General features: G+C 45.5%; 17 protein-coding genes. 11 read left to right on the top strand and 6 right to left on the bottom strand.

Features of this window, described 5'->3' with window-relative positions:
* The first annotated feature begins 56 nt into the window (after positions 1-56).
* The 4 genes from GWR21_RS11300 (at position 57) to GWR21_RS11285 (ending at position 2,989) form a co-directional block, all read left to right on the top strand.
* Positions 57-854, top strand: a complete 798-nt coding sequence (locus GWR21_RS11300) for a HipA family kinase (RefSeq protein ID WP_162331853.1) — start codon at positions 57-59, stop codon at positions 852-854.
* Complete coding sequence (locus GWR21_RS11295; protein ID WP_162331852.1) at positions 832-1,215, top strand: DUF3037 domain-containing protein; 384 nt, start codon at positions 832-834, stop codon at positions 1,213-1,215. Before GWR21_RS11300 ends, GWR21_RS11295 begins: the two co-directional genes overlap by 23 nt.
* Positions 1,216-1,382: 167 nt before the next feature.
* Entirely contained in the window at positions 1,383-2,207 is an 825-nt protein-coding gene (locus GWR21_RS11290; RefSeq protein WP_162331851.1) for a hypothetical protein, read from the top strand.
* A 53-nt stretch (positions 2,208-2,260) separates the two neighbouring features.
* Positions 2,261-2,989 (top strand): DNA-formamidopyrimidine glycosylase family protein, encoded by a 729-nt coding sequence (locus tag GWR21_RS11285; RefSeq protein ID WP_162331850.1) that lies wholly within the window; start codon positions 2,261-2,263, stop codon positions 2,987-2,989.
* 78 nt (positions 2,990-3,067) lie between these two features.
* Here the strand turns inward: GWR21_RS11285 and GWR21_RS11280 are convergent, their stop codons facing one another.
* Positions 3,068-3,880, bottom strand: a complete 813-nt coding sequence (locus GWR21_RS11280; protein WP_162331849.1) for a hypothetical protein — start codon at positions 3,878-3,880, stop codon at positions 3,068-3,070.
* 256 nt (positions 3,881-4,136) lie between these two features.
* Here GWR21_RS11280 and GWR21_RS11275 point away from each other — a divergent pair, with 256 nt between their 5' ends.
* Genes GWR21_RS11275 through GWR21_RS11265 form a run of 3 tightly spaced genes read left to right on the top strand, consistent with a single transcriptional unit; the run spans position 4,137 to position 6,418 of the window.
* Positions 4,137-5,036 carry a DUF3667 domain-containing protein gene (locus GWR21_RS11275; protein ID WP_162331848.1) on the top strand — a complete coding sequence of 300 codons (900 nt, stop codon included), beginning with the start codon at positions 4,137-4,139 and terminating at the stop codon, positions 5,034-5,036.
* Between the two features lie 8 nt (positions 5,037-5,044).
* Positions 5,045-5,824, top strand: coding sequence for an enoyl-CoA hydratase-related protein (locus GWR21_RS11270; RefSeq protein WP_162331847.1), 780 nt, complete (start codon positions 5,045-5,047; stop codon positions 5,822-5,824).
* Between the two features lie 45 nt (positions 5,825-5,869).
* Positions 5,870-6,418 (top strand): hypothetical protein, encoded by a 549-nt coding sequence (locus GWR21_RS11265; RefSeq protein ID WP_162331846.1) that lies wholly within the window; start codon positions 5,870-5,872, stop codon positions 6,416-6,418.
* Between the two features lie 94 nt (positions 6,419-6,512).
* Here GWR21_RS11265 and GWR21_RS11260 read toward each other — a convergent pair whose 3' ends face one another.
* The gene (locus GWR21_RS11260; protein WP_162331845.1) at positions 6,513-8,789 is read right to left on the bottom strand and encodes a Tex family protein; all 2,277 of its coding nucleotides are present in this window, start codon (positions 8,787-8,789) and stop codon (positions 6,513-6,515) included.
* A gap of 136 nt (positions 8,790-8,925) precedes the next feature.
* On the opposite strand from GWR21_RS11260, the gene mazG reads away from it, so the two are divergent.
* Together mazG and GWR21_RS11250 are read left to right on the top strand one after the other, a co-directional pair.
* Positions 8,926-9,693 (top strand): nucleoside triphosphate pyrophosphohydrolase, encoded by a 768-nt coding sequence (gene mazG, locus GWR21_RS11255; protein ID WP_162331844.1) that lies wholly within the window; start codon positions 8,926-8,928, stop codon positions 9,691-9,693.
* 5 nt (positions 9,694-9,698) lie between these two features.
* Positions 9,699-13,463 carry a sensor histidine kinase gene (locus GWR21_RS11250; RefSeq protein WP_162331843.1) on the top strand — a complete coding sequence of 1,255 codons (3,765 nt, stop codon included), beginning with the start codon at positions 9,699-9,701 and terminating at the stop codon, positions 13,461-13,463.
* Positions 13,464-13,571: 108 nt separating this feature from the next.
* On the opposite strand, the gene plsX is transcribed toward GWR21_RS11250, so the two are convergent.
* The 3 genes from plsX to GWR21_RS11235 form a co-directional block, all read right to left on the bottom strand.
* Complete coding sequence (gene plsX, locus GWR21_RS11245; protein WP_162331842.1) at positions 13,572-14,513, bottom strand: phosphate acyltransferase PlsX; 942 nt, start codon at positions 14,511-14,513, stop codon at positions 13,572-13,574.
* Positions 14,514-14,558: 45 nt separating this feature from the next.
* Positions 14,559-14,753: a 50S ribosomal protein L32 gene (gene rpmF, locus GWR21_RS11240; RefSeq protein WP_012793868.1), complete on the bottom strand. Its 195-nt coding sequence runs from the start codon at positions 14,751-14,753 to the stop codon at positions 14,559-14,561.
* Positions 14,754-14,831: 78 nt separating this feature from the next.
* The gene (locus GWR21_RS11235; RefSeq protein ID WP_162331841.1) at positions 14,832-15,368 is read right to left on the bottom strand and encodes a YceD family protein; all 537 of its coding nucleotides are present in this window, start codon (positions 15,366-15,368) and stop codon (positions 14,832-14,834) included.
* 168 nt (positions 15,369-15,536) lie between these two features.
* Here GWR21_RS11235 and GWR21_RS11230 point away from each other — a divergent pair, with 168 nt between their 5' ends.
* Positions 15,537-17,558, top strand: a complete 2,022-nt coding sequence (locus GWR21_RS11230; RefSeq protein ID WP_162331840.1) for an ATP-binding protein — start codon at positions 15,537-15,539, stop codon at positions 17,556-17,558.
* A gap of 171 nt (positions 17,559-17,729) precedes the next feature.
* On the opposite strand, the gene GWR21_RS11225 is transcribed toward GWR21_RS11230, so the two are convergent.
* On the bottom strand, positions 17,730-18,593 hold the full coding sequence (locus GWR21_RS11225; RefSeq protein WP_262888497.1) for a fructosamine kinase family protein: 864 nt from the start codon (positions 18,591-18,593) through the stop codon (positions 17,730-17,732).
* A gap of 34 nt (positions 18,594-18,627) precedes the next feature.
* Here GWR21_RS11225 and GWR21_RS11220 point away from each other — a divergent pair, with 34 nt between their 5' ends.
* Complete coding sequence (locus GWR21_RS11220) at positions 18,628-19,713, top strand: DUF3810 domain-containing protein (RefSeq protein WP_162331838.1); 1,086 nt, start codon at positions 18,628-18,630, stop codon at positions 19,711-19,713.
* Positions 19,714-19,716 lie beyond the last annotated feature (3 nt).

Here is a 19,716-nt window from a genome sequence, read left to right as displayed (position 1 = left end):
TTGATAGCCGGTAGCATGGTAGTATGCCGGTCATCATTTGCATAAATATAGTATCAATGAGTATTAAACAACCCGAACTGAGAACCGTCAATGTGACCAGGTATGTGACGCCGCTGCGTGAAGGCGGTTCACTTCCGGCCATTGCAGAAGCAGATGATGGATTCCTGTACGTACTGAAATTTCGTGGCGCAGGGCAAGGCATTAAAGCCCTGATCGCTGAACTGATAGGAGGAGAGATTGCCCGCAGGGTAGGTATAAAAGTTCCTGAAATCGTTTTTGCCAGTCTGGATACCGCCTTTGGACGTACAGAACCGGATGAGGAGATACAGGACCTGCTGAAAGCAAGTGTTGGATTGAACCTGGCACTACATTACCTGTCAGGTGCGATCACTTATGATCCGACGGTCGCAGTGATCGATCCGCTGACAGCCTCTCAGATCGTATGGCTGGATTGCCTGCTGACCAACGTAGACCGTACACCGCGCAATACGAATATGCTCATGTGGCACAGAGAGCTTTGGCTGATAGACCATGGAGCATCCCTGTATTTTCACCACTCCTGGCAGAACTGGGAAGATAGTGCCAAACGCCCGTTTGTACAGGTGAAAGATCATGTATTATTGCCGCAGGCATCGGAACTGGAAAAAGTAGATCTTGCCTTCCGGCAAATACTGACACCGGAACAGATACGTGCAATCGTTGCCGTGATACCTGACGAATGGCTGCTGACCTTATCACATCATGGCACACCAGAAGAGATCAGAGAAGTATATGCAGGTTTTTTAATCACCCGGTTAGCACACACCGGAATATTCTTAAATGAAGCGCAAAATGCAAGAAAAACACTTATTTGAGTACGCCGTTATCCGCGTTATGCCGAGAGTGGAAAGGGAAGAGTTTCTCAATGCCGGTGTCATTCTCTATTGCAAACAGCAGCGCTTCCTGCAGGCGCTTGTTACGCTCAATGAAGAACGCCTTCGCGCCTTCTCTCCAGCTATAGATATTGAAGAAGTAAGATCTTACCTCAATGCATTTGAATGCATCTGTAAAGGAGGCAAACAGGCAGGGCCTATCGGAGAACTGGATGCTGCTTCCCGTTTCCGCTGGCTGACAGCCACCCGCAGCACCGTTGTGCAGGCAGGTAAAGTGCATCCTGGTTTTTGTGATGATCCGCTGAAAGCACTTACCAGGCTGCACGAACAACTGGTTTTGTAACAGACAGATATTAAATATTTGGCAGTAACATGAATTGCCTCCGGTGTTAATCCGGAGGCAATTTTATGTTAATTCCCGGCCTCCTGCATGCGTATGTTAAGTTTTCCGTACCATCTTTTTTGTATGCACTTTTTAGTTAGATTTACAATAAACAACCCCGTTGCCCGATGCCGTTACATGTAAGCACCTTACAACTGTTCCGCAAAAAAGAAGCAGCATCCCTGCCTCGTTTCCTTGACCTTGTACAGACCTGTAATGATCATAGTGAAGCTACCCGGCTGCAATACGTCTTTGATGGGAATGCTTATAATGATTATACTTCCGCGACGGCATTGTCACAGGCTTTTACTGATTTGGAGAAACACTGGAATGAAGGTGATTATGATAAAGATGTGATCCTCTTTACCGACAGGGAACATCCGCTTTTTTCGCTCGTACATACCGATCCGTTTGAGTATACCGGTCAGGATACTGCGGCGTTCACTTTCAATGGCGGCACACCATTACTGAAACCCCACGGACACTTTTCTTACGAAGCTTTTCACGACTTTTTTATTGCTACTATAGACGCTTACAAAGCCCGGTATGCCGCGGTATATGATAGCGATCTGGAAACGCTCGTCTCCTTTGCTTCCTTTTATGGTGAGGTGGAGATGGATGAGGAAGTGTCTACGCCTGAAATTGTACTTGCTACGCCAGATTATCTGACAGCGCGTATCGGCACCGTGATCTCTCCGGAATTGTTCAATCCCCTGGAAATACCACCGGCCATTTACTGGTTTAACTACTGGAATGAAGATCAGGTAAAAGCTGTGGGAGAAGAGAGGGTCAAGGAGGCGCCATTCGAAGTGATTGAGAAGCGCGCCGACGGGGGATATATTCTCGTTGTGCAGAAAGAGAACTTCAATACGAGAAACCTTGCACACCTGGAACGGCTGGCTGCCCTGTATGACCATTTTGCGCTGCATACGTTACAGGAAGCGGGCGCCTGATCTTTTGAATGGCGCAGATATTGTATGCTGTTATAGTATTAACAGTATAGAACATGCCAGAAGGTCCATCCATTGTTATACTGAAAGAGGCGGTGGCTCCTTTCAAAGGGAAAAAGGTCATTGATGTGGCTGGATACGCCAAGATAGATCTCGAACGAATCCGGAATAAAAAGATCATTGATCTCAAAAGCTGGGGAAAACATTTTCTTATCTGCTTCAAAGGATTTACGGTCAGGATCCACCTGCTGATGTTTGGCTCCTACAGGATCAATGAGCAGAAGGATAGTAATCCAGCCCTGCATCTCCGTTTTCAGCAGGGAGAGCTCAATTTTTATACCTGTGCGGTCAAAGTTATTGACGGTCCACTGGATGAAGTATATGACTGGACGGCAGATGTGATGAATGAAGCCTGGGACCCGAAATCGGCGATGGCTAAGTTAAAGCAGGCGCCTGATATGCTGGTAGCAGATGCTTTGCTGAACCAGGATATTTTTTCCGGTTCCGGGAATATCATCAAGAATGAGGTACTATTCCGTATCAGGGTGCATCCTGAAAGTAAGGTAGGAGCGCTGCCGTTGAAAAAGAAGCGGGAACTTGTGAGAGAGGTGGTTGTATACAGTTTTGAGTTCCTGCGCTGGAAGAAAGAATACAGGTTAAAGGAGCATTGGGAGGCGCACACTAAAAAGAGCTGTCCGCGTTGTAATATACCCTTTCATAAAGCTTATGTCGGCACAACGAAAAGACGTACTTTTTTCTGTACCAATTGCCAGATCTTATACTGAAAAGCACAGCCGGAAGGGTTTCCTGCCAGGTGAGCTTAAATAAAACGGCCGCATCAAATGCAGATGCGGCCGTTTTATTTATTGCTTTCTGTACTTATACCGGACAGTTCCCAATAGTTCCTTTTTCTTACCGTAACATTCTTCCTGAATGGGTAATCCCTTGTCATTGTAGGAATACTTCCAGATGGTATAGGTAGCCGTTTCTCCATTTACGGTGGTCATGGCGCCAATCCTGTTCTGTGCATCATAGTCGAAGATATAATCCGGTAGCATTTTCTTACGCGTAGGAGAGTAGCGGACAATATCCGTCAGCAGTTGCTGGTCGTTGTATTTATAGTAAATACGGCGTCCGTTAGCGCCCTTGCCGGTTTCGATCTCTTCCGCTACCAGGCCCAGCGAATCAAGGGTGAAGGTGACTGTAGTGGAATCCTCTACTTTATCCCCATGGAAATGGATCATATGAGATAAACGGCCCAAACTGTCATACACATAACGACGGGTTTCGGTAAATTTATACTTGGTTTTAGGCTCATAGGAGGTCAGATATACCTCCCTTAGCTTACCACTGGTATCATTCGTATTACGCATGTAAATGACAGTCGTAATGATATTCCGGGTACTGTCTATGGTTTTTGTCAATTTCCCCTTTGTATTAAAGTACGAGGTCATAGCCGAATAACCAGTAGCGCGCGATACCGTTACTGAGCGTATTTGACGGTAATTAGACGATAATTCACGTGTACAACGGAAATCATCGTCGTTTCCCATACCGGCATCAAAGCTTTGTACCAGCTGGGCTGTAATCTTGTTTTCCTTTAACAGTTCCATGTTAGCCTCTGTACGTTCGGTATTGAGGATATCCTGGTAGTAGTATTGGGCGGAAACAGACAAGTTTAACCCAAACAATGCTATAACAAGCGAAAAAATGGTTCGTCTAGTATACATATTAGATACAAAAATAATGATTAGGGAACATTCAGCAGTTCATTTCTGTAAAGATAATTTTTATATTTACCACCTGTAACCTTTCACCTATCAACCTATCAACCACTTGAACACGCAACCTATCAGGAAAGAAACAAACTGCCTCAACTGTGGAACGGATGTTCCCGGCAGATATTGTACAAACTGTGGACAGGAAAATATTATGCCCCATGAATCTTTCGCTCATCTCGTGAAGGAATTTGTGGCTGATGTGGTCCACTATGACTCCAAAGCACTGGTGACTTTCAAGTATTTACTAACCCGGCCGGGACATATTACGAAGGAATATACCGCCGGTAAAAGGGTGAAATTCGTACATCCTATCAAGCTGTACATTTTTTCTTCCTTCGTATTCTTCTTCCTGTATTTTGTATTAACCTCCAAAGGGGATACAGATAAGCTGGACGACAAAACCAAAGTTCAGCTGGAAATCAACCGCAAGGAGGCCCGGGAATCTTTTGACAGCCTGCCTGATTCTGTAAAAACAGGCGACCTTTCCACAGAAGACTGGTTCAGAAGACTTTATACCTTTACAACCCTGGAACAGTACGACTCCTTGCAGGAAGCATTGCCCGAAAAGTACAGGGATGGTATTATTCAACGTAGAATGGCGTCTTATTATTTTAAGTCAGCCAACGGAATCACTGCGGATGACGAGAAAAGTAAACATGCAGCGGAAGTACAGGAGGAATTGTTTCATCACAATTATCCGAAGATGATGTTTGTGCTGTTACCACTCTTCGCCCTCTATCTTAGATGGATGTACGATAAAAAGAAATGGTTTTATGCAGACCATGCCGTTTTTTCTATACATATTCATGTGTTCTTTTTTATTTTCTACCTGTTTTGTGCGGCGTTGGACAGGCTGTTCCATACACATGTTATCAGTGATATCGGACTGCTTGTTATCTTTGCATATCTGGTAGTAGCATTGAAAAATACATATGGTCAGTCATGGGGGAAATCATTGCTGAAAGGCTTCCTGATGACACTTACCTACCTGGTTACACTCCTGATCGTTTTTATCGGATTTATGGTAATAATGACGGTATTAAATCCGTAAATTACGGAATGCAACCACAGTTTATAATCATACACCAGCAGGTAGCCCCCCACGTGGCTCATATCCAGTTAAACCGCCCCAAAGAACTCAATGCACTCAACCTTGAACTGATGGCAGAACTCAGGGACGCATTAAAGTTGCTGGACGCGGATGATCATGTACGTGCGATCGTCATCAGCGGTAATGAAAAAGCATTTGCCGCAGGTGCCGATATCAAACAAATGGCGGGAAAGACTGCCATAGACATGTATAATATTGATCAATTCAGTACATGGGACACAATAAAAAAAACGAAAAAGCCGTTGATTGCGGCAGTAAGCGGTTTCGCGCTGGGAGGGGGATGTGAACTGGTCATGCTCTGCGATATGATCGTAGCCAGTGAAACAGCGCGATTCGGACAGCCGGAAATAAAGATCGGCGTGATGCCGGGAGCCGGCGGGACACAGCGGCTTACCCGTGCAGTAGGAAAAGCCCTGGCCATGGAGATGGTATTAACAGGTCGCTTTATCACCGCAGAAGAAGCATTACATGCAGGTCTTATCAACAGGGTCGTACCGGTGGAACTTTTCCTGAATGAAGCCATCCGGTTGGCATCAGCAGTAGCTGCACTTAGTCCATTGGCAGTGAAAATGGCTAAAGAATCTGTATTGAAAGCATTTGACAGCACCCTTGAAGAAGGACTGCAATTCGAACGTAAAAATTTTTATCTCCTGTTTGCCTCGGAAGATCAGAAAGAAGGCATGCAGGCTTTTGTTGATAAGAGAACACCCGTATTTAAAGGAAAATAAACCTGCGTATCACGAGCCGAATCATGCTCAGGAAGTTTCATCGTAATGCGCAGCAAGCAATTCGTATTTGAGATCATGACCATGAACAAACATCTGGCAGTATTATATGTCGTCGCTGCCTGTATTCTAGGATGCAAAGAACCGGTTGTCAATAAAGACAGTAAGGAGAAAGGAAACACACCTCCGCCTGCAACAGACACCATGATAACCATCGCTGATACCGTTGAACCCACCCAGGTTGCTTCCTGGAAATCATTCGAACAGTTTGAAGGTAAATATATTGTTGAGACAGGCATGCTGCAGCAGGAACCACTCCGCTCGCGTATAAAGGCATTGCTGGATGCAGAAAATCCTGCTTTTACAGAGCGTTTTGATGTGACGCCGCCTGTAGAACTGGAAAATGACCTGCTCTATAACCAGGGGTGCCGTCGCCACTTTTGCGGAGCCGACGAAGCAGCGCTGGCGATTGATATGCGCCGGGATATCATTTATATCGGTATTGCCGTAAACGGCGTCGTAAAACTATATAGTGAGAAGGGGGATTCTGCCTTTCCTGAGAAGCTGAAACGCTGGAAAATGAAGTTCCCGTCCTGATCACGGCATCTTACTTAACGGAAATTATCTGAAAAGAAAACAGGCTGTCCACACATCGCGGACAGCCTATTTTGTTATTGCTTCATTGCATTACTTAGTTGAACTTCTTCTTCAGTTCCGCCAGTTTCGCCTGGAAGTCGTTCAGTGGTGCCGGCGCCCCCTGCTTACCAGGTTTGCTGTTGTTGCCGCTGTTGTTACCACCTTCTCTTCTTTCCCTGCGCTGACCGCCCCCTGCCTGTGGCGCTTCGTTATCCTTCATGGATAATGAGATACGCTTACGGGAAGGATCTACTTCCAGTACCGTCACAGTCACTTTCTGGTTCAGTTTTACTGCTTCATTAGGATTGCTGATAAAACGGTTGCTCAGGTGAGAAATATGCACCAGACCGTCCTGTTTTACGCCAACATCCACAAATGCACCGAAATTGGTAATGTTGGTTACCACACCAGGCAGTGTCATGCCGACTTTCAGGTCTTCCATCTTGTGGATACCTTCCGCATATTCGAAGATAGCTATCTCATCACGTGGGTCACGGCTTGGTTTGTCGAGCTCTTTCAGGATGTCTTCCAGCGTCAGCAGACCAACCTCTTCGCTTACATATTCTTTTGGATTGATCTTCCTGCGCAGTTCTTCTTTCGCCATCAGGTCCTGTACAGTACACTGTTGTTTTGCAGCCATGTTTTCGATCAGGGCATAACGCTCAGGGTGTACAGCGGAGTTATCCAGCGGATTGTCTCCATTTTCAATGCGTAAGAAACCCGCACACTGTTCGAATGCTTTATCCCCCAGGCGGCTTACTTTCTTCAGCTGCGTACGGTTTCTGAATGCACCGTTTTCCTTGCGGTATTTCACGATGTTTTCCGCCAGGGATGGCCCGAGACCGGATACATATGCCAACAGGTGTTTGGAAGCCGTGTTCAGGTTTACACCCACATTGTTCACGCAGCTTACCACCACTCTGTCCAGGCTCTGTTTAAGGCTTGACTGGTTGACGTCGTGCTGGTACTGACCTACACCGATCGCTTTAGGGTCTATCTTCACCAGCTCAGCCAGTGGATCGATCAGTCTGCGACCGATAGATACAGCGCCACGAACAGTGACATCGAAATCAGGGAACTCTTCTCTCGCTACTTCCGATGCCGAATAAACGGAAGCACCGCTTTCATTCACCATGAACACGTTCACTTTCTTACCGAAATCGAGTTTCTTCACGAATTCTTCTGTTTCACGACCAGCAGTACCATTACCTACGGCAATGGCAGCGGTATCATATCTTTCCACCCATTTTTTCAGCAGGGCTTCCGCATCGTCTCTTTTGTAGTTTTTTTCCAGCGGGTAGATCACATCGTTGTCCAGCATGTTACCCTGGTTATCCAGCGCTACAACTTTACAACCTGTTCTGTAACCCGGGTCGATCGCAATTACTGGCTTAGGTCCTAACGGAGCCGCCAGGAGTAGCTGACGAAGGTTTTCTGCAAACACCTCGATCGCTTCCGTATCTGACTTTTCTTTGGTCAGCGCACGGAATTCATTTTCCAGGGAAGGACGCAGCAGTCGTTTGTAGGAATCAGCAGCAGCCTTCTCTACCTGTTTGCTGCTTTCATTGTTGCCTTTGACGAACTGTTTGTTGATGATATCGGTTGCTTCTTCTTCCACCGGATTGATGGTCGCATAAAGGAATCCCTCAGCTTCACCCCGAAGGATCGCCAACGCCCTGTGAGAAGGGATCGCGTGAATCTCTTCACTGAAATCGAAGTAGTCTTTGTATTTGGCTCCCTCTTCCTCTTTTCCTTCAATTACTTTCGATGTCAGTTTGGAAGTATGGGTAAAGAGTTTACGCAATTTGTCACGTACCTCAGCATTTTCGTTGATCCACTCAGCAATGATGTCACGGGCGCCTTTCAGTGCCTCGTCAGTAGAAGCTACCTGCTCATTCAGGAATCCTTCCGCCGCTGTCAGTGGCGCGCCTTCCTGCTGCTCAAACAGCAGTTTTGCCAATGGCTCCAGCCCTTTCTCAATAGCCTGCGTACCTCTGGTCTTACGTTTCGGTTTATAAGGCAGATAAATATCTTCCAGTTCGGTGAGTGCCCAGGTGCTTTCAATCTTTTCCAGCAGCTCAGGAGTCATTTTCTCCTGGTCCGTGATGGTTTTGATGATGAAAGCGCGGCGTTCATCCACTTCCTTGTAGCGTTTCTGCAGGTCCTCGATCTTTCCGATCTGTACCTCATCCAGACTACCGGTCACTTCTTTACGGTAGCGGCTGATGAAGGGAACGGTGGACCCTTCCGCCAGTAAATTCATGGTGTTCTCCGCTTGTCGCGCTGAGATGTTCAGCTCCGCTGAAATTAGCGCAATGTGTTTGCTATTCATGAACTAAAAATTAATCGTTTTCCGGTTAACCAAAACCGGCGGCAAATGTAACTAAAATGCCCTATCCTTTAATAAAAAGAAATTAACAAAAATCCCTTACAGGCTTCCCCCTGCGGGAATTCTTTATATTTGACAGATGGAAAATAATTCGGCCTTCAATCGCCTGCTGGAAATCATGGATGATTTACGTGAAAAATGCCCCTGGGACAGGAAACAGACTATCCAGACGCTTCGCCAGCAAACCATAGAGGAATTATACGAGCTGACAGATGCGATCACTGATCAGGACTGGAAATCAATCAAAGAAGAACTGGGTGATCTGCTCCTGCATATCGTTTTCTATGCTAAAATAGGTAAAGAACAACAACAGTTTACAATAGACGATGTCATTAACGGCATCTGTGATAAGCTCATTTACCGTCATCCGCATATCTACGGCGACGTAAAGGCAGAGACAGAAGAAGAGGTCAAACAGAACTGGGAAAAACTGAAACTGAAAGAAGGAAAAGACTCTGTGCTTAGCGGTGTACCGGTATCACTCCCTGCTCTTGTCAAAGCTATGCGGCTTCAGTCAAAAGCCCAGAAGGTTGGTTTTGAGTGGGATAATGCAGAACAGGTATGGGATAAGCTGAAAGAGGAAATGGACGAACTGCATGAAGTGGTACAGGAAAGCAATCCTGACAGGATTGAAGATGAATTTGGAGATGTCATGTTTTCCCTGGTGAATTATTCCCGCTTCCTTAAAGTCGATGCAGAAAACGCGCTGGAACGCACCAATAAGAAATTCATCCGCCGGTTTCAGCAGATGGAACAGATGGCTGCCACACAGGGGAAAGCCCTGGATGAAATGTCCCTCACAGAAATGGATGCGCTCTGGGACGAAGTGAAAAAATCAGAAAAATAAAGAAGTTGCTGGATATCAAAGAAATAAGATTTTTTTTCATCCGCCATGGATACTTACTGATCATTGCTGCCTGGTTATTTACCTTTTCATTCCTGTTCAGCAACTACTGGTCTTATTATTCCTCTCCACAGGGCGTAAAACGCAGTCTGGAGAAAAGTATCCATACCCGGGAAGAGGCTTTTCAGGAATTATCGGAAGATACGACCCTGATGGAACACATATTTTCCCGCGATCATAATGAACAGGAGGAAAAAATGCTTTCCCGGCAGGGATTTTATGTCTTTGCATATGACAGCAGCACTGCCAGCCGCTGGCTCGTTTACTGGAGTACTAATCTGGTATTACCGGAAGAATGGCAGGCGCCCCTGGAGCCGGGTATCCGTTTCCTGAAGCTCAGAAACGGTTACTATGAAGTGATTTGCAAAAAGCTTCCATCCAGGCAACAGGGGCATGAGCGCTACCTTATGGCTGTCATTCCTGTTATGATGGAATACAGTCTCAGCAACAATTACCTGGTTGATCATTTCTTTGATAAACCTGCCCTGGGGATGGAATATACCATCCACCTGAAACCACCTGGCATCCCTGTGCTGAATGCGCAGCACCTCATCCTGTTTTATCTTTACTACGATCGTACCCTGGATACAGGTCCACCTAATCTGCTCAGCGTGATACTGCGCGTGTTAGGTTGTATCTGTGTACTTATTTTTGTTAATCTCTTTGCTACTATGCTGGCGAGACAAAAGAACCCGCTATACGGCTTCTTTTTTCTCTTTGCCGTCATTATCTTCTGTCGTACGCTGAGCTATATATATCCCTTCCCGTTCAATCTGCGTACACTTAACATTTTTACCCCCCTTATCTATGCCAAGGATGAAGTCTTCCGCTCATTGGGCGACCTGTTGCTGAACGTCCTGTTGGGTTTCTGGCTACTGTTGTTCTTCCGGGAACACGTAAAGACGATCAAAGCCCCCAAAGTGACTAACCGGGGGCAACAGCGTGTGGTCATTATCCTTGCCAGCTTTATTATGTACCTGGTAGGAGAGTTCCTGTCACAACTGATACAGAGTCTCGTTATCGACTCCAGGATCTCGTTTGATGTGGCGAATCCGTTTAGTCTGAATGAATATAGTATCATTGGCTTTATCATACTCGGTTTTATCTCTTTCAGCTTCCTGTTTTTCTCACAGATCATTAACTATCTGCTGAATGAGCTGACCAATTTCCGGCATCGTACAAAGTACCTCTTCCTGGCTATTGTCGGCGTTGTATGGCTGGCCTTCCGGTTACAGAACCCTGATATCTACTATTCGGTAGCGATGGTGATCTGGCTGATCCTGTATGTGGTAGTGCTGGATGTATTGTCTTACCGGTTTGAGAACAGTCTGGCTACGGTGCCTTTCCTGTTCTGGCTCTTCCTGCTCACGATCACCACTTCTGCGGCACTGGTATACTACAATGATAAAAAAGAAGTAAGCCTGCGTGAACGTATGGCAGTGGAATTGTCGAAACAGAAGGACCCGTATGTAGAAATGCTGCTTACCGATGTAACGCGGCAAATGGAAGAAGATGAACTATTACAGCTCTTTTTTCAGCAAAGTACCGGCAGAAGTGTGCCTAGAAGTATGTTGGAAAATGAGCTGAAACAGAAATATTTCAAAGGCTACCTGGGGCGCTTCAACGTAGGTTTTTATCCCTTCAATGAATACTTCGAGCCTATCTATGGCGGTGATACGTCTACCTTTCCGACCCTTAGCCGTAGAATGCTGATGGGGTCTGAGCTGATAGGGAATGAGCTGTATTACAATGAACGCAGTTTTAACGATTACAGTTATATCGGGCGGAAGGATTTTTATCGTAACGGCGTGCCGGCTGGTTATCTGATATATGAGCTGACACCGGCTGTGATCAACACCCAGCGGCTCTACCCGGAACTGCTGGTAGACGGCGATATCTACGATCCGGAGAAGGAGTCATCTACTGCCTATTCATATGCGATTTATGACCAGGGAGAACTGGTGAGTAACAACAACGATTTTGCTTTTCCGGTCAAACTATATGCTTCCGATATTCCGAAGGAAGAGATCACGGTTGCATCAGAAAAGGGCTATTCCCGCCTGATCTACAAAGCTTCAAAGGATAAAGTGGTGATCGTGGTGAAGGAAACGAGGACGTTCATCGAGTTCATCACACTGTTTGCCTGGATGTTCTGTCTTTTTCTGCTGATCATTGCCGTCTACCGGGTGCTGGACCTGCTGGTAAAAGCGAGGATGCGTATCGGTAATCTGCGTACACTGGTCAATATCAGCATACGTAAGAAGGTACACGGTACGATCATCTTTATTGTCGTATTTGCCTTTATTATATTGGGTCTTACCACCATTCTGTTCTTTATTGACCGTTCGGAAAGAGAGAACAAGGAAAGGCTCAGCCGCACCATTAACGAGGTGTCCCGTGATGTGGAAAAGGTCTTTGAGAACCAACGCATGTTTGATGACCTGGAAGACCTCTATGATCCGATATTCCAGGCGAGTCTGACATCGGCAATGGCGGAGATTGCGGACGAGCGTGCGCTGGATATAAATATTTATGACAGGGATGGCAATCTGCAGGTAACAACGCAGCCACTGATCACAGAGAAAGGGCTGTTGTCCAAAAAGATTAACCCGGATGCCTTCCTGCAGTTGTACCGGGAACCCAAGATCCAGTGGATACAGAAAGAGAAGATCGGTGGCATGAAATACCTGTCCGGATATGCACCTTTAAGAGGCAGTAACGGAGAGATATTTGCTTACCTGAACGTACCTTATTTCGCTACGCAGACAGAACTGAATCAGCAGATCTCCAATTTCCTCGTAGCGCTGATCAATTTCAACGCATTTATATTCCTGATAGCAGGTTTACTCGCATTGCTCATCACTAATTCCATTACCAAATCTTTCTCGCTGGTAACGGAGAAACTGCGTCATGTAAATCTGGGACAGAATGATGAGATAGAGTGGGACAAGGATGATGAGATTGGCGCGCTGGTGAAGGAGTATAATAAGATGGTGCGTAAGCTGGAGGTGAGTGCCGCCAGACTGGCAAAGAGTGAGAGAGAAGGTGCCTGGAGAGAGATGGCGAGACAGGTCGCACATGAGATCAAGAATCCGCTGACTCCCATGAAGCTGAGCATTCAGTACCTGCAACGTGCTATCGACAATGATGCACCTAACGTAAAGCAGCTTTCCAAGAATGTTGCGCATACACTGGTGGAACAGATAGAGCACCTGGCGAACATTGCTTCTGATTTCTCTGCGTTTTCGCGTATAGATGAAGCTAACAGCGAAGTATTACTATTGAACGAAGTACTGCATTCACTGAAGGACCTTTACCAGAGCCATGAGCATTGTAATATTCATTTAGCAGCACCCGGCAGGGCATTCTATGTATTTGCGGATAAAACCCAGATGAACAGGCTATTTACGAACCTGTTGCAGAACGCAGTACAGGCATTACCGGAAGGAAGAGAGGGGCATGTAACCATTGCTATGACACAGGCAGAAGACGGGTGGGTGGTTGTTAGTGTAGAGGATAACGGAGAGGGTATTCCGCCTGAAATACAGCCTAAAATCTTTGTCCCGAACTTTACAACCAAAAACTCCGGTACCGGGCTTGGGCTGGCTATGTGTAAGAATATTGTTGAGCAGGCGAGGGGAGAGATCTGGTTTGAAACACAACTGACAGTAGGAACGACGTTTTATGTGAGGCTGCCGCTGGAGAAAGTGTAAGCAATGAGTTTCTGCTGCATTTCAATTCCTAATTCCTGATTAAAAAAGAAAATACCGGGCTGTATTACTACAATCCGGTATCAATACCTTTTTCAAATAGGATGTAAATTATTTCACGAAGCTCTCGCGCATTTTGTCGAGGAGCTTGGTAGTAAGCATCTGTTGAGCCAGAGAGATCATGTTCTTAAAGGCGACAGCCTGAGAGATACCATGACCAATGATCACCGGTTGAGAAACACCCAGAACTGGGGTACCACCATAGCTTTCAAAGTCAAATTTCTGCATGTAATCATCCTGGATACCACGTCTTGCGGCGATAGTATGGAAAGATTCAGCCATTTTGAGCACTATGTTACCGGTAAAGCCTTCACAAACAATCACATCTGCCTTATTGGTGAGGATATCACGTCCTTCAACGTTACCGATGAAGTTCAGCAGTGGATTTTCTTTGAGCAAGGGATATGTTGCCTGAGCCAGCAGGTTTCCTTTACCTTCTTCTTCACCTATGTTCAACAAGCCAACAGTTGGATTGTCTACACCCAGGATGTGTTTGGAATAAAGGGAGCCGAGAATGGCAAATTGCAACAGATTTTCAGGCTTACAATCAGCGTTGATACCAACGTCCAGTAAAAGCCCGTAAGATCCATCTTCCCTTGGAACGGGAGTGGATATAGTTGGCCGCTGCACGCCTTCCATTGCTTTGATGGAATAGAGGGCTCCTACCATCATAGCACCTGTGTTACCAGCGCTAATGAACGCATCGACCTTACCACTCTTTAACAGGTGGAAACCGATACTGATAGAAGATTCCTGTTTTTCCTTCAGCGCCTTGGTAGGATGTTCATTCATCCCAATTACCTGAGATGAATGAACAACTGAATATTTTGATTGGTCTAACTGCGCATCTGACAACAAAGGCGTTAGAGCTGCCTCATCACCAATCAGCACCAAATGCGCTTCATTAGCAACAGTTTCTAAAAATAGTTTTACTCCTTTTACTGCTTCGAGGGGAGCGAAGTCGCCACCCATCATATCAAGCCCGATTCTCATGAACGTTTAGGTTTGTCTGTTTGGTCGGGGGTAAAAATAGTAAAATTATTTAGTGCTGCTTTGTTTTTCCAATACTACTTTTCCTCTGTAGTACAGTTTGTTTTCTACCCAGTGAGCACGATGTCTCAGGTGCACTTCACCAGTTGCGCTATCAGTGCTTAAAGTATCCGCAAAGGCCTTGTAATGCGTCCTTCTCTTAGCTGATCTTTGCTGAGAATGTCTGCGTTTCGGATTTGGCATCTTATTTAAGTTTTAATTGTCCGTGTTTAAGTTTAATAATGTAGTATCAATCTCCGCCTTCGACGTACACTGAAATATTTAGTTGTCACGAAATTTGTCCAGATCTTTCCAGATCGGGTTCTCTTTTTCGTTGGCTTGCCGGTTCATTTGGTCCAGCATTTCAAGAATCTTTGGATCACAACCGCTTTTACCCGTACTATCCTCAGGATGAATACGCTGCATCGGGATACTGAGATTAATAAACTCATAGATCCAGTCTGCCACGTTCAGATGTGATTCCGTCAAAGATATAAAGGAAACATCTGTATCATCCTCTTCATTCATCTCGTGCGGATTGTCCACCATCTTTACAACATGATGAAAATCATCCCATAGCTGTAATTCAAAGGGTTGTCCGCAACGATCACAATTCACAGTCATAGTACCGCCGATCTCAAACTTCAACATGAAAAAAGTATTTTTCTTGTCCATCACCAACTTTACATTGGCGTTGCAATTGCTGAAATCCTGCGGACCATAGTTCTCAAAGAAACTATCCGTAATTTGGTACTCAAATGTATGCTCTCCGGGCTTCAGTCCCACAAAGGCAATATCAAATTGACGGAGTGCTTTCATAATAAAATCCTCACTTTTAGAGGGATGCAAAGGTAACCAAATATTTGCAATTGCAAAAATTTCCTAATTTTGTTGATTCCCAACATAATATTTATATATTGTTCCTGTATAAATTTATGTAAAGGAGCGCCAACTTTAGCGCCAACTCCCAACCAGTCCTATAGAAGAATGGCCAAAGCCCGGATCAAAGGTACGAGAAAACATACCACTGCCCGTAGTTTATCTGCGGACAACCCCGCTATATTTTCACTTCCTATCAGCGTATTGCTGCAAAATAGCAATGCTGGTATATTGGTAACCGATGGTAATCACCGGGTTATCTGGGTAAACCATGTATTTGAGGAAAATGCCGGTTCCGAGGCTAATCTCATCTTTGGGATGTCCTACACCGCTATTATTAAATATTTTAGCCGCCTCGTACAACATGCCGAGGATTTTGAGCTGAAAATGAAGGAATTGCGTCAGAAAAAGAAGCCTTATTTCGGCTGGGAGATCATCCTCCGGGACGGACGCATATATGAAGTCAGCTATAATCCCCTCATCGATAACGGGCAGTTTGTCGGTAGTATCTGGCAGATAGTAGATGTTTCCAGGCATAAAATGCCCCGTTCCGAGATGGACCTCGCCCGCCGCCAGGCTGAAGAGGCCAGAGGCGCCCAGAAAGAATTCCTGGCCAGTATGAGCCATGAGATCCGGACGCCCCTGAACGTTGTTGTCGGTATGACACACCTGCTCGAGGAGACAAACCTGGACAACAAACAGCGGGACTATATTAATATACTTAAACACTCCTCAGGCATCCTGATGGGCCTGATCTCAGATATTCTGGACCTTTCTAAAATAGAAGCAGGTGAGCTCCAGGTGAATCAACGGGAATTTAATCTCATTGAACTGGTAAAATCTCTCCGCCATACTTTTGAACTCAAGATCGGCCAGCGGCCGGTAAAAATATCCGCTTCCATTGATACACAGCTGCAGACCTGGCTGGTCGGTGATGACATGCTGCTGAACCAAATACTCATGAACTTGTTAGGTAATGCAGAGAAATTCACGCGCGAAGGCGAAATAGCCATTACCGTGAAGCTACAATCCTGGCAGGAAGATAAGTGCTGGATCACCTTTAAGGTATGCGATACTGGTATAGGGATCCAGAAAGATAAACTGGAACTGATCTTCCAGAACTATAAACAGGCCGAGCAGGAAATCAGGGAAATCTATGGTGGTACAGGATTAGGTTTAGCCATATCCAAACAGTTAGTGGAACTCCAGGGCGGCAGCATCGTTGTCGAAGAAGCGCAAGGCTTCAGTACCTGTTTCTCCTTTACACTGCCCTTTATTGATACCCGTAAACCCTTTGTTACTAACGCAAGGTCAGGAAAAATGAAAAGGCAACCCAACTTTTCGACAGCCAAAGTACTGGTGATCGAGGATAACCCCATGAATCTCCGGTATATTATCAGTCTGTTGGAAAAATATAGTATTCAGCACCAGCTGGCCACTAACGGGCCGGATGCCCTTTATTTTCTTGATTCCCGATTATATGACCTGATTTTACTCGATATTCGTATTCCGGGTCTGAACGGACTCGAACTAGCCTCCCGGATCAGACAGGACGAAGCTAAACCGAACGTGGCTACGCCACTGGTCGCCACTACCGCCCTGGCAATGGAGAGCACGTTTACCCAGGCAAGACAGGCTGGTATTACCGATATCTTAACCAAGCCCTACACACCAGATCAATTACTACAGGTATTGAACAAATACCTGAATGATGACGAAACAGAATTAATAATGGAAGAGTCTACAAACAGTTCCGGATTTGAATTTCACAATGAACTGGACGTAAAGTACCTCAATGCTTTATACGAGAACAACATCTCTTACGCTGCTGACCTTTTTGAGATCTTTTTAAAAACGATCCTGGACGAAGTGGTGAAGATCAGAAAACTGGTGGAAGAACGTGACTGGGAACAACTCAAATTTCAGGTTCATAAGCTCAAACCTAACTTCGCCATGGTCGGGCTCACCTGGATCACCAGTAAAATGCAGCAGCTGGAAAATACGCTCAATAATAATCACAGCGCTCCGCCGGAAGAAGTAGACGCTGTATTTGCCGGTATTTCCAGAGATCTGGAAAAGTTCTATCCTATTATAGAACAGGAGTATGAGCGCATGAAACACATGCAGTAGTCAATTAGGAATCAGCGCATGATGAATCGACAATGCGGTGGCATCATTCGGGATGTATTTCCTGTCAGGTACTAATTAAATAATAATTTTCTATACAAATAGGAGAAGGGCGCCTCATACCGAAGCGCCCTTCTCCTATTATCAATAATTCCTGGTTCCTTTCACTCATTCCTAATTGAAATTGTCCAGCACATTCTTCACACTTGTGTAATAACTGCCGCCAAATAACAACAGATGTACCAGCAGCGGATATAACTGGCAGATACCTATACGCGACTGCCAGCCTTCTGCCAGGGGATACATACTCTGATACGTAAAGAAGAACCGCGTGTCAAATCCACCAAACAACCTTGCTGTGGCCAGGTCCATTTCCCGGTTACCGTAGTATACCGCGGGATCATACACGCAGGCTTTACCATCCCTGCCTACCATATAATTGCCTGACCAGAAATCTCCATGCAGCAATGATGGCTGCTCCTCGGGAAAGATCTGCGGGAGGTGTCTCCACAGATTTTCCATCTGTGTCACCATCTGTTTATCGATAACCTGCCGGTCATACGCTTCCTTCGTAAGCGGTTGCAGGCGATTGAACGCATAAAATACAGACCAGCTGCTGTAAGGAGTATTATATTGTTTGATATTTCCTATGTAATTGGCCTGTGGTAGGCCGAAGTGTTGTTGCGTATGCCGGTGCATACGGGCAAGGTTGCCGCCGAAGTTCTCCCAGAAATCAGGATTGGCGCCGCCTTTCTCCATGAACTCTGTGATCAGGAATACCTTGCTTCCCGTAGTACCCGCTGCCAGCGGCCGCGGAACAGCCAGTGTATTCGTTGCGTACAGGGTTTCAAGACTCATGAACTCCCGCTCAAACATGTCAGGATAGTTTTGCGTATCGGTCATTTTAAGAAATAACAGACCGTTGTCCGTATTCAACTTAAAATGTTCATTTATATCTCCACCGGGTATTCTTTCTGCGTAATTAATGTGTATTTTCATTCCTGACTGATGGGAAAGAGCAGATGTGAGCTCACCCATTAATATTTCATCGGTCATCATTCAGTAGGTTGATATGGATTTGAAAATAAGGATAAAGGGCATTATTATACGTATACTGATCATCGTTGCCGTTATACTGGCACTCTCTATTCAGATGGCATTCAGCGACAGGTTTGCTGAGTTTTACTTTCATAGGTTATACGTTTGGATCAGTTTACTAGTACGTCAGGTACTGGGGAAAGTACCATTTAGCATCGGCGACGTAATTTATGCCGCCTGGATCGTAACTATGGTCATTTATTTGTTAAAGATATGTTATAAAATTGTAAAAAAGCAATGGAAAGCTTTACTACTCCAGTTTCTGCAAGGTGTACAGGGCTTATTAACTGTATATCTGATATTTATGTTATTCTGGGGATATAATTATGAACGTAACTCCCTTGAAAAAGACCTGCATCTGCAGGTAAATGAATATACCACTGATCAGCTATACCGCCTGACAGATACTTTGTTGCAACAGGCAAATACCTATAAAACCGCCCTGGGCGATACATTGCATGCTACACACCCCGGTTCCGACAGCGCACTAATGTTTACAAAAGCAGTCAAAGCGTATGACGTAGCCGTGCAAAAATGGCCTGTCCTCCGTTATAAACACACCTGCATCAAGCCCTCCTTGTATGGACACTGGATCAATTACATGGGAGTGGGTGGTTATCTCAATCCCTTTACAGGAGAGGCACATGTGAATGTCACTACCCCCGGATTTCTCCAGCCCTTCACTATTTGCCATGAAGTGGCCCATCAACTGGGATATGCGCCGGAAGAAGAAGCCAACTTTGTGGGCTATCTTGTAGCCGGTAATTCACCTGACCCGCAGTTCAGATATGCCGCTAACTTTGAAATGTTCATGTACAGCGTCAGGCAACTGCGCCGTCAGGATACAACCCTGGCAGGAGAAATGTGGCGCAAAGCTGTACCAGGCATCAGGGCCGATATGCGACAGATCAGAGACTTTTACGACCGGTATAGTAGTCCGGTTGATGACTATACTACCATGATCTATGATCAGTATCTTAAGGCGAACAATCAGGAAAAAGGTATCCGCAGCTACAGTGAGGTTGTGGGCTGGCTAATTGCTTATTTCAAGATCAGATAAATT

The organism is Chitinophaga agri (genome assembly GCF_010093065.1).
In the GTDB taxonomy this organism is placed as follows: domain Bacteria; phylum Bacteroidota; class Bacteroidia; order Chitinophagales; family Chitinophagaceae; genus Chitinophaga; species Chitinophaga agri.
Note: the sequence above shows the minus strand (reverse complement) of the source record. Positions and strands in the feature narration are given on the sequence as shown.

Bases quoted from the DNA above. Each gene is read 5' to 3' on its own strand.
- GWR21_RS11300 (WP_162331853.1), top strand. From the start codon at position 57: ATGAGTATTAAACAACCCGAACTGAGAACCGTCAATGTGACCAGGTAT.
- GWR21_RS11295 (WP_162331852.1), top strand. From the start codon at position 832: ATGCAAGAAAAACACTTATTTGAGTACGCCGTTATCCGCGTTATGCCG.
- GWR21_RS11290 (WP_162331851.1), top strand. From the start codon at position 1,383: ATGCCGTTACATGTAAGCACCTTACAACTGTTCCGCAAAAAAGAAGCA.
- GWR21_RS11285 (WP_162331850.1), top strand. From the start codon at position 2,261: ATGCCAGAAGGTCCATCCATTGTTATACTGAAAGAGGCGGTGGCTCCT.
- GWR21_RS11275 (WP_162331848.1), top strand. From the start codon at position 4,137: ATGCCCCATGAATCTTTCGCTCATCTCGTGAAGGAATTTGTGGCTGAT.
- GWR21_RS11270 (WP_162331847.1), top strand. From the start codon at position 5,045: ATGCAACCACAGTTTATAATCATACACCAGCAGGTAGCCCCCCACGTG.
- GWR21_RS11265 (WP_162331846.1), top strand. From the start codon at position 5,870: ATGCGCAGCAAGCAATTCGTATTTGAGATCATGACCATGAACAAACAT.
- GWR21_RS11260 (WP_162331845.1), bottom strand. From the start codon at position 8,789: ATGAATAGCAAACACATTGCGCTAATTTCAGCGGAGCTGAACATCTCA.
- mazG (WP_162331844.1), top strand. From the start codon at position 8,926: ATGGAAAATAATTCGGCCTTCAATCGCCTGCTGGAAATCATGGATGAT.
- plsX (WP_162331842.1), bottom strand. From the start codon at position 14,513: ATGAGAATCGGGCTTGATATGATGGGTGGCGACTTCGCTCCCCTCGAA.
- rpmF (WP_012793868.1), bottom strand. From the start codon at position 14,753: ATGCCAAATCCGAAACGCAGACATTCTCAGCAAAGATCAGCTAAGAGA.
- GWR21_RS11235 (WP_162331841.1), bottom strand. From the start codon at position 15,368: ATGAAAGCACTCCGTCAATTTGATATTGCCTTTGTGGGACTGAAGCCC.
- GWR21_RS11230 (WP_162331840.1), top strand. From the start codon at position 15,537: ATGGCCAAAGCCCGGATCAAAGGTACGAGAAAACATACCACTGCCCGT.
- GWR21_RS11225 (WP_262888497.1), bottom strand. From the start codon at position 18,593: ATGGGTGAGCTCACATCTGCTCTTTCCCATCAGTCAGGAATGAAAATA.
- GWR21_RS11220 (WP_162331838.1), top strand. From the start codon at position 18,628: ATGGATTTGAAAATAAGGATAAAGGGCATTATTATACGTATACTGATC.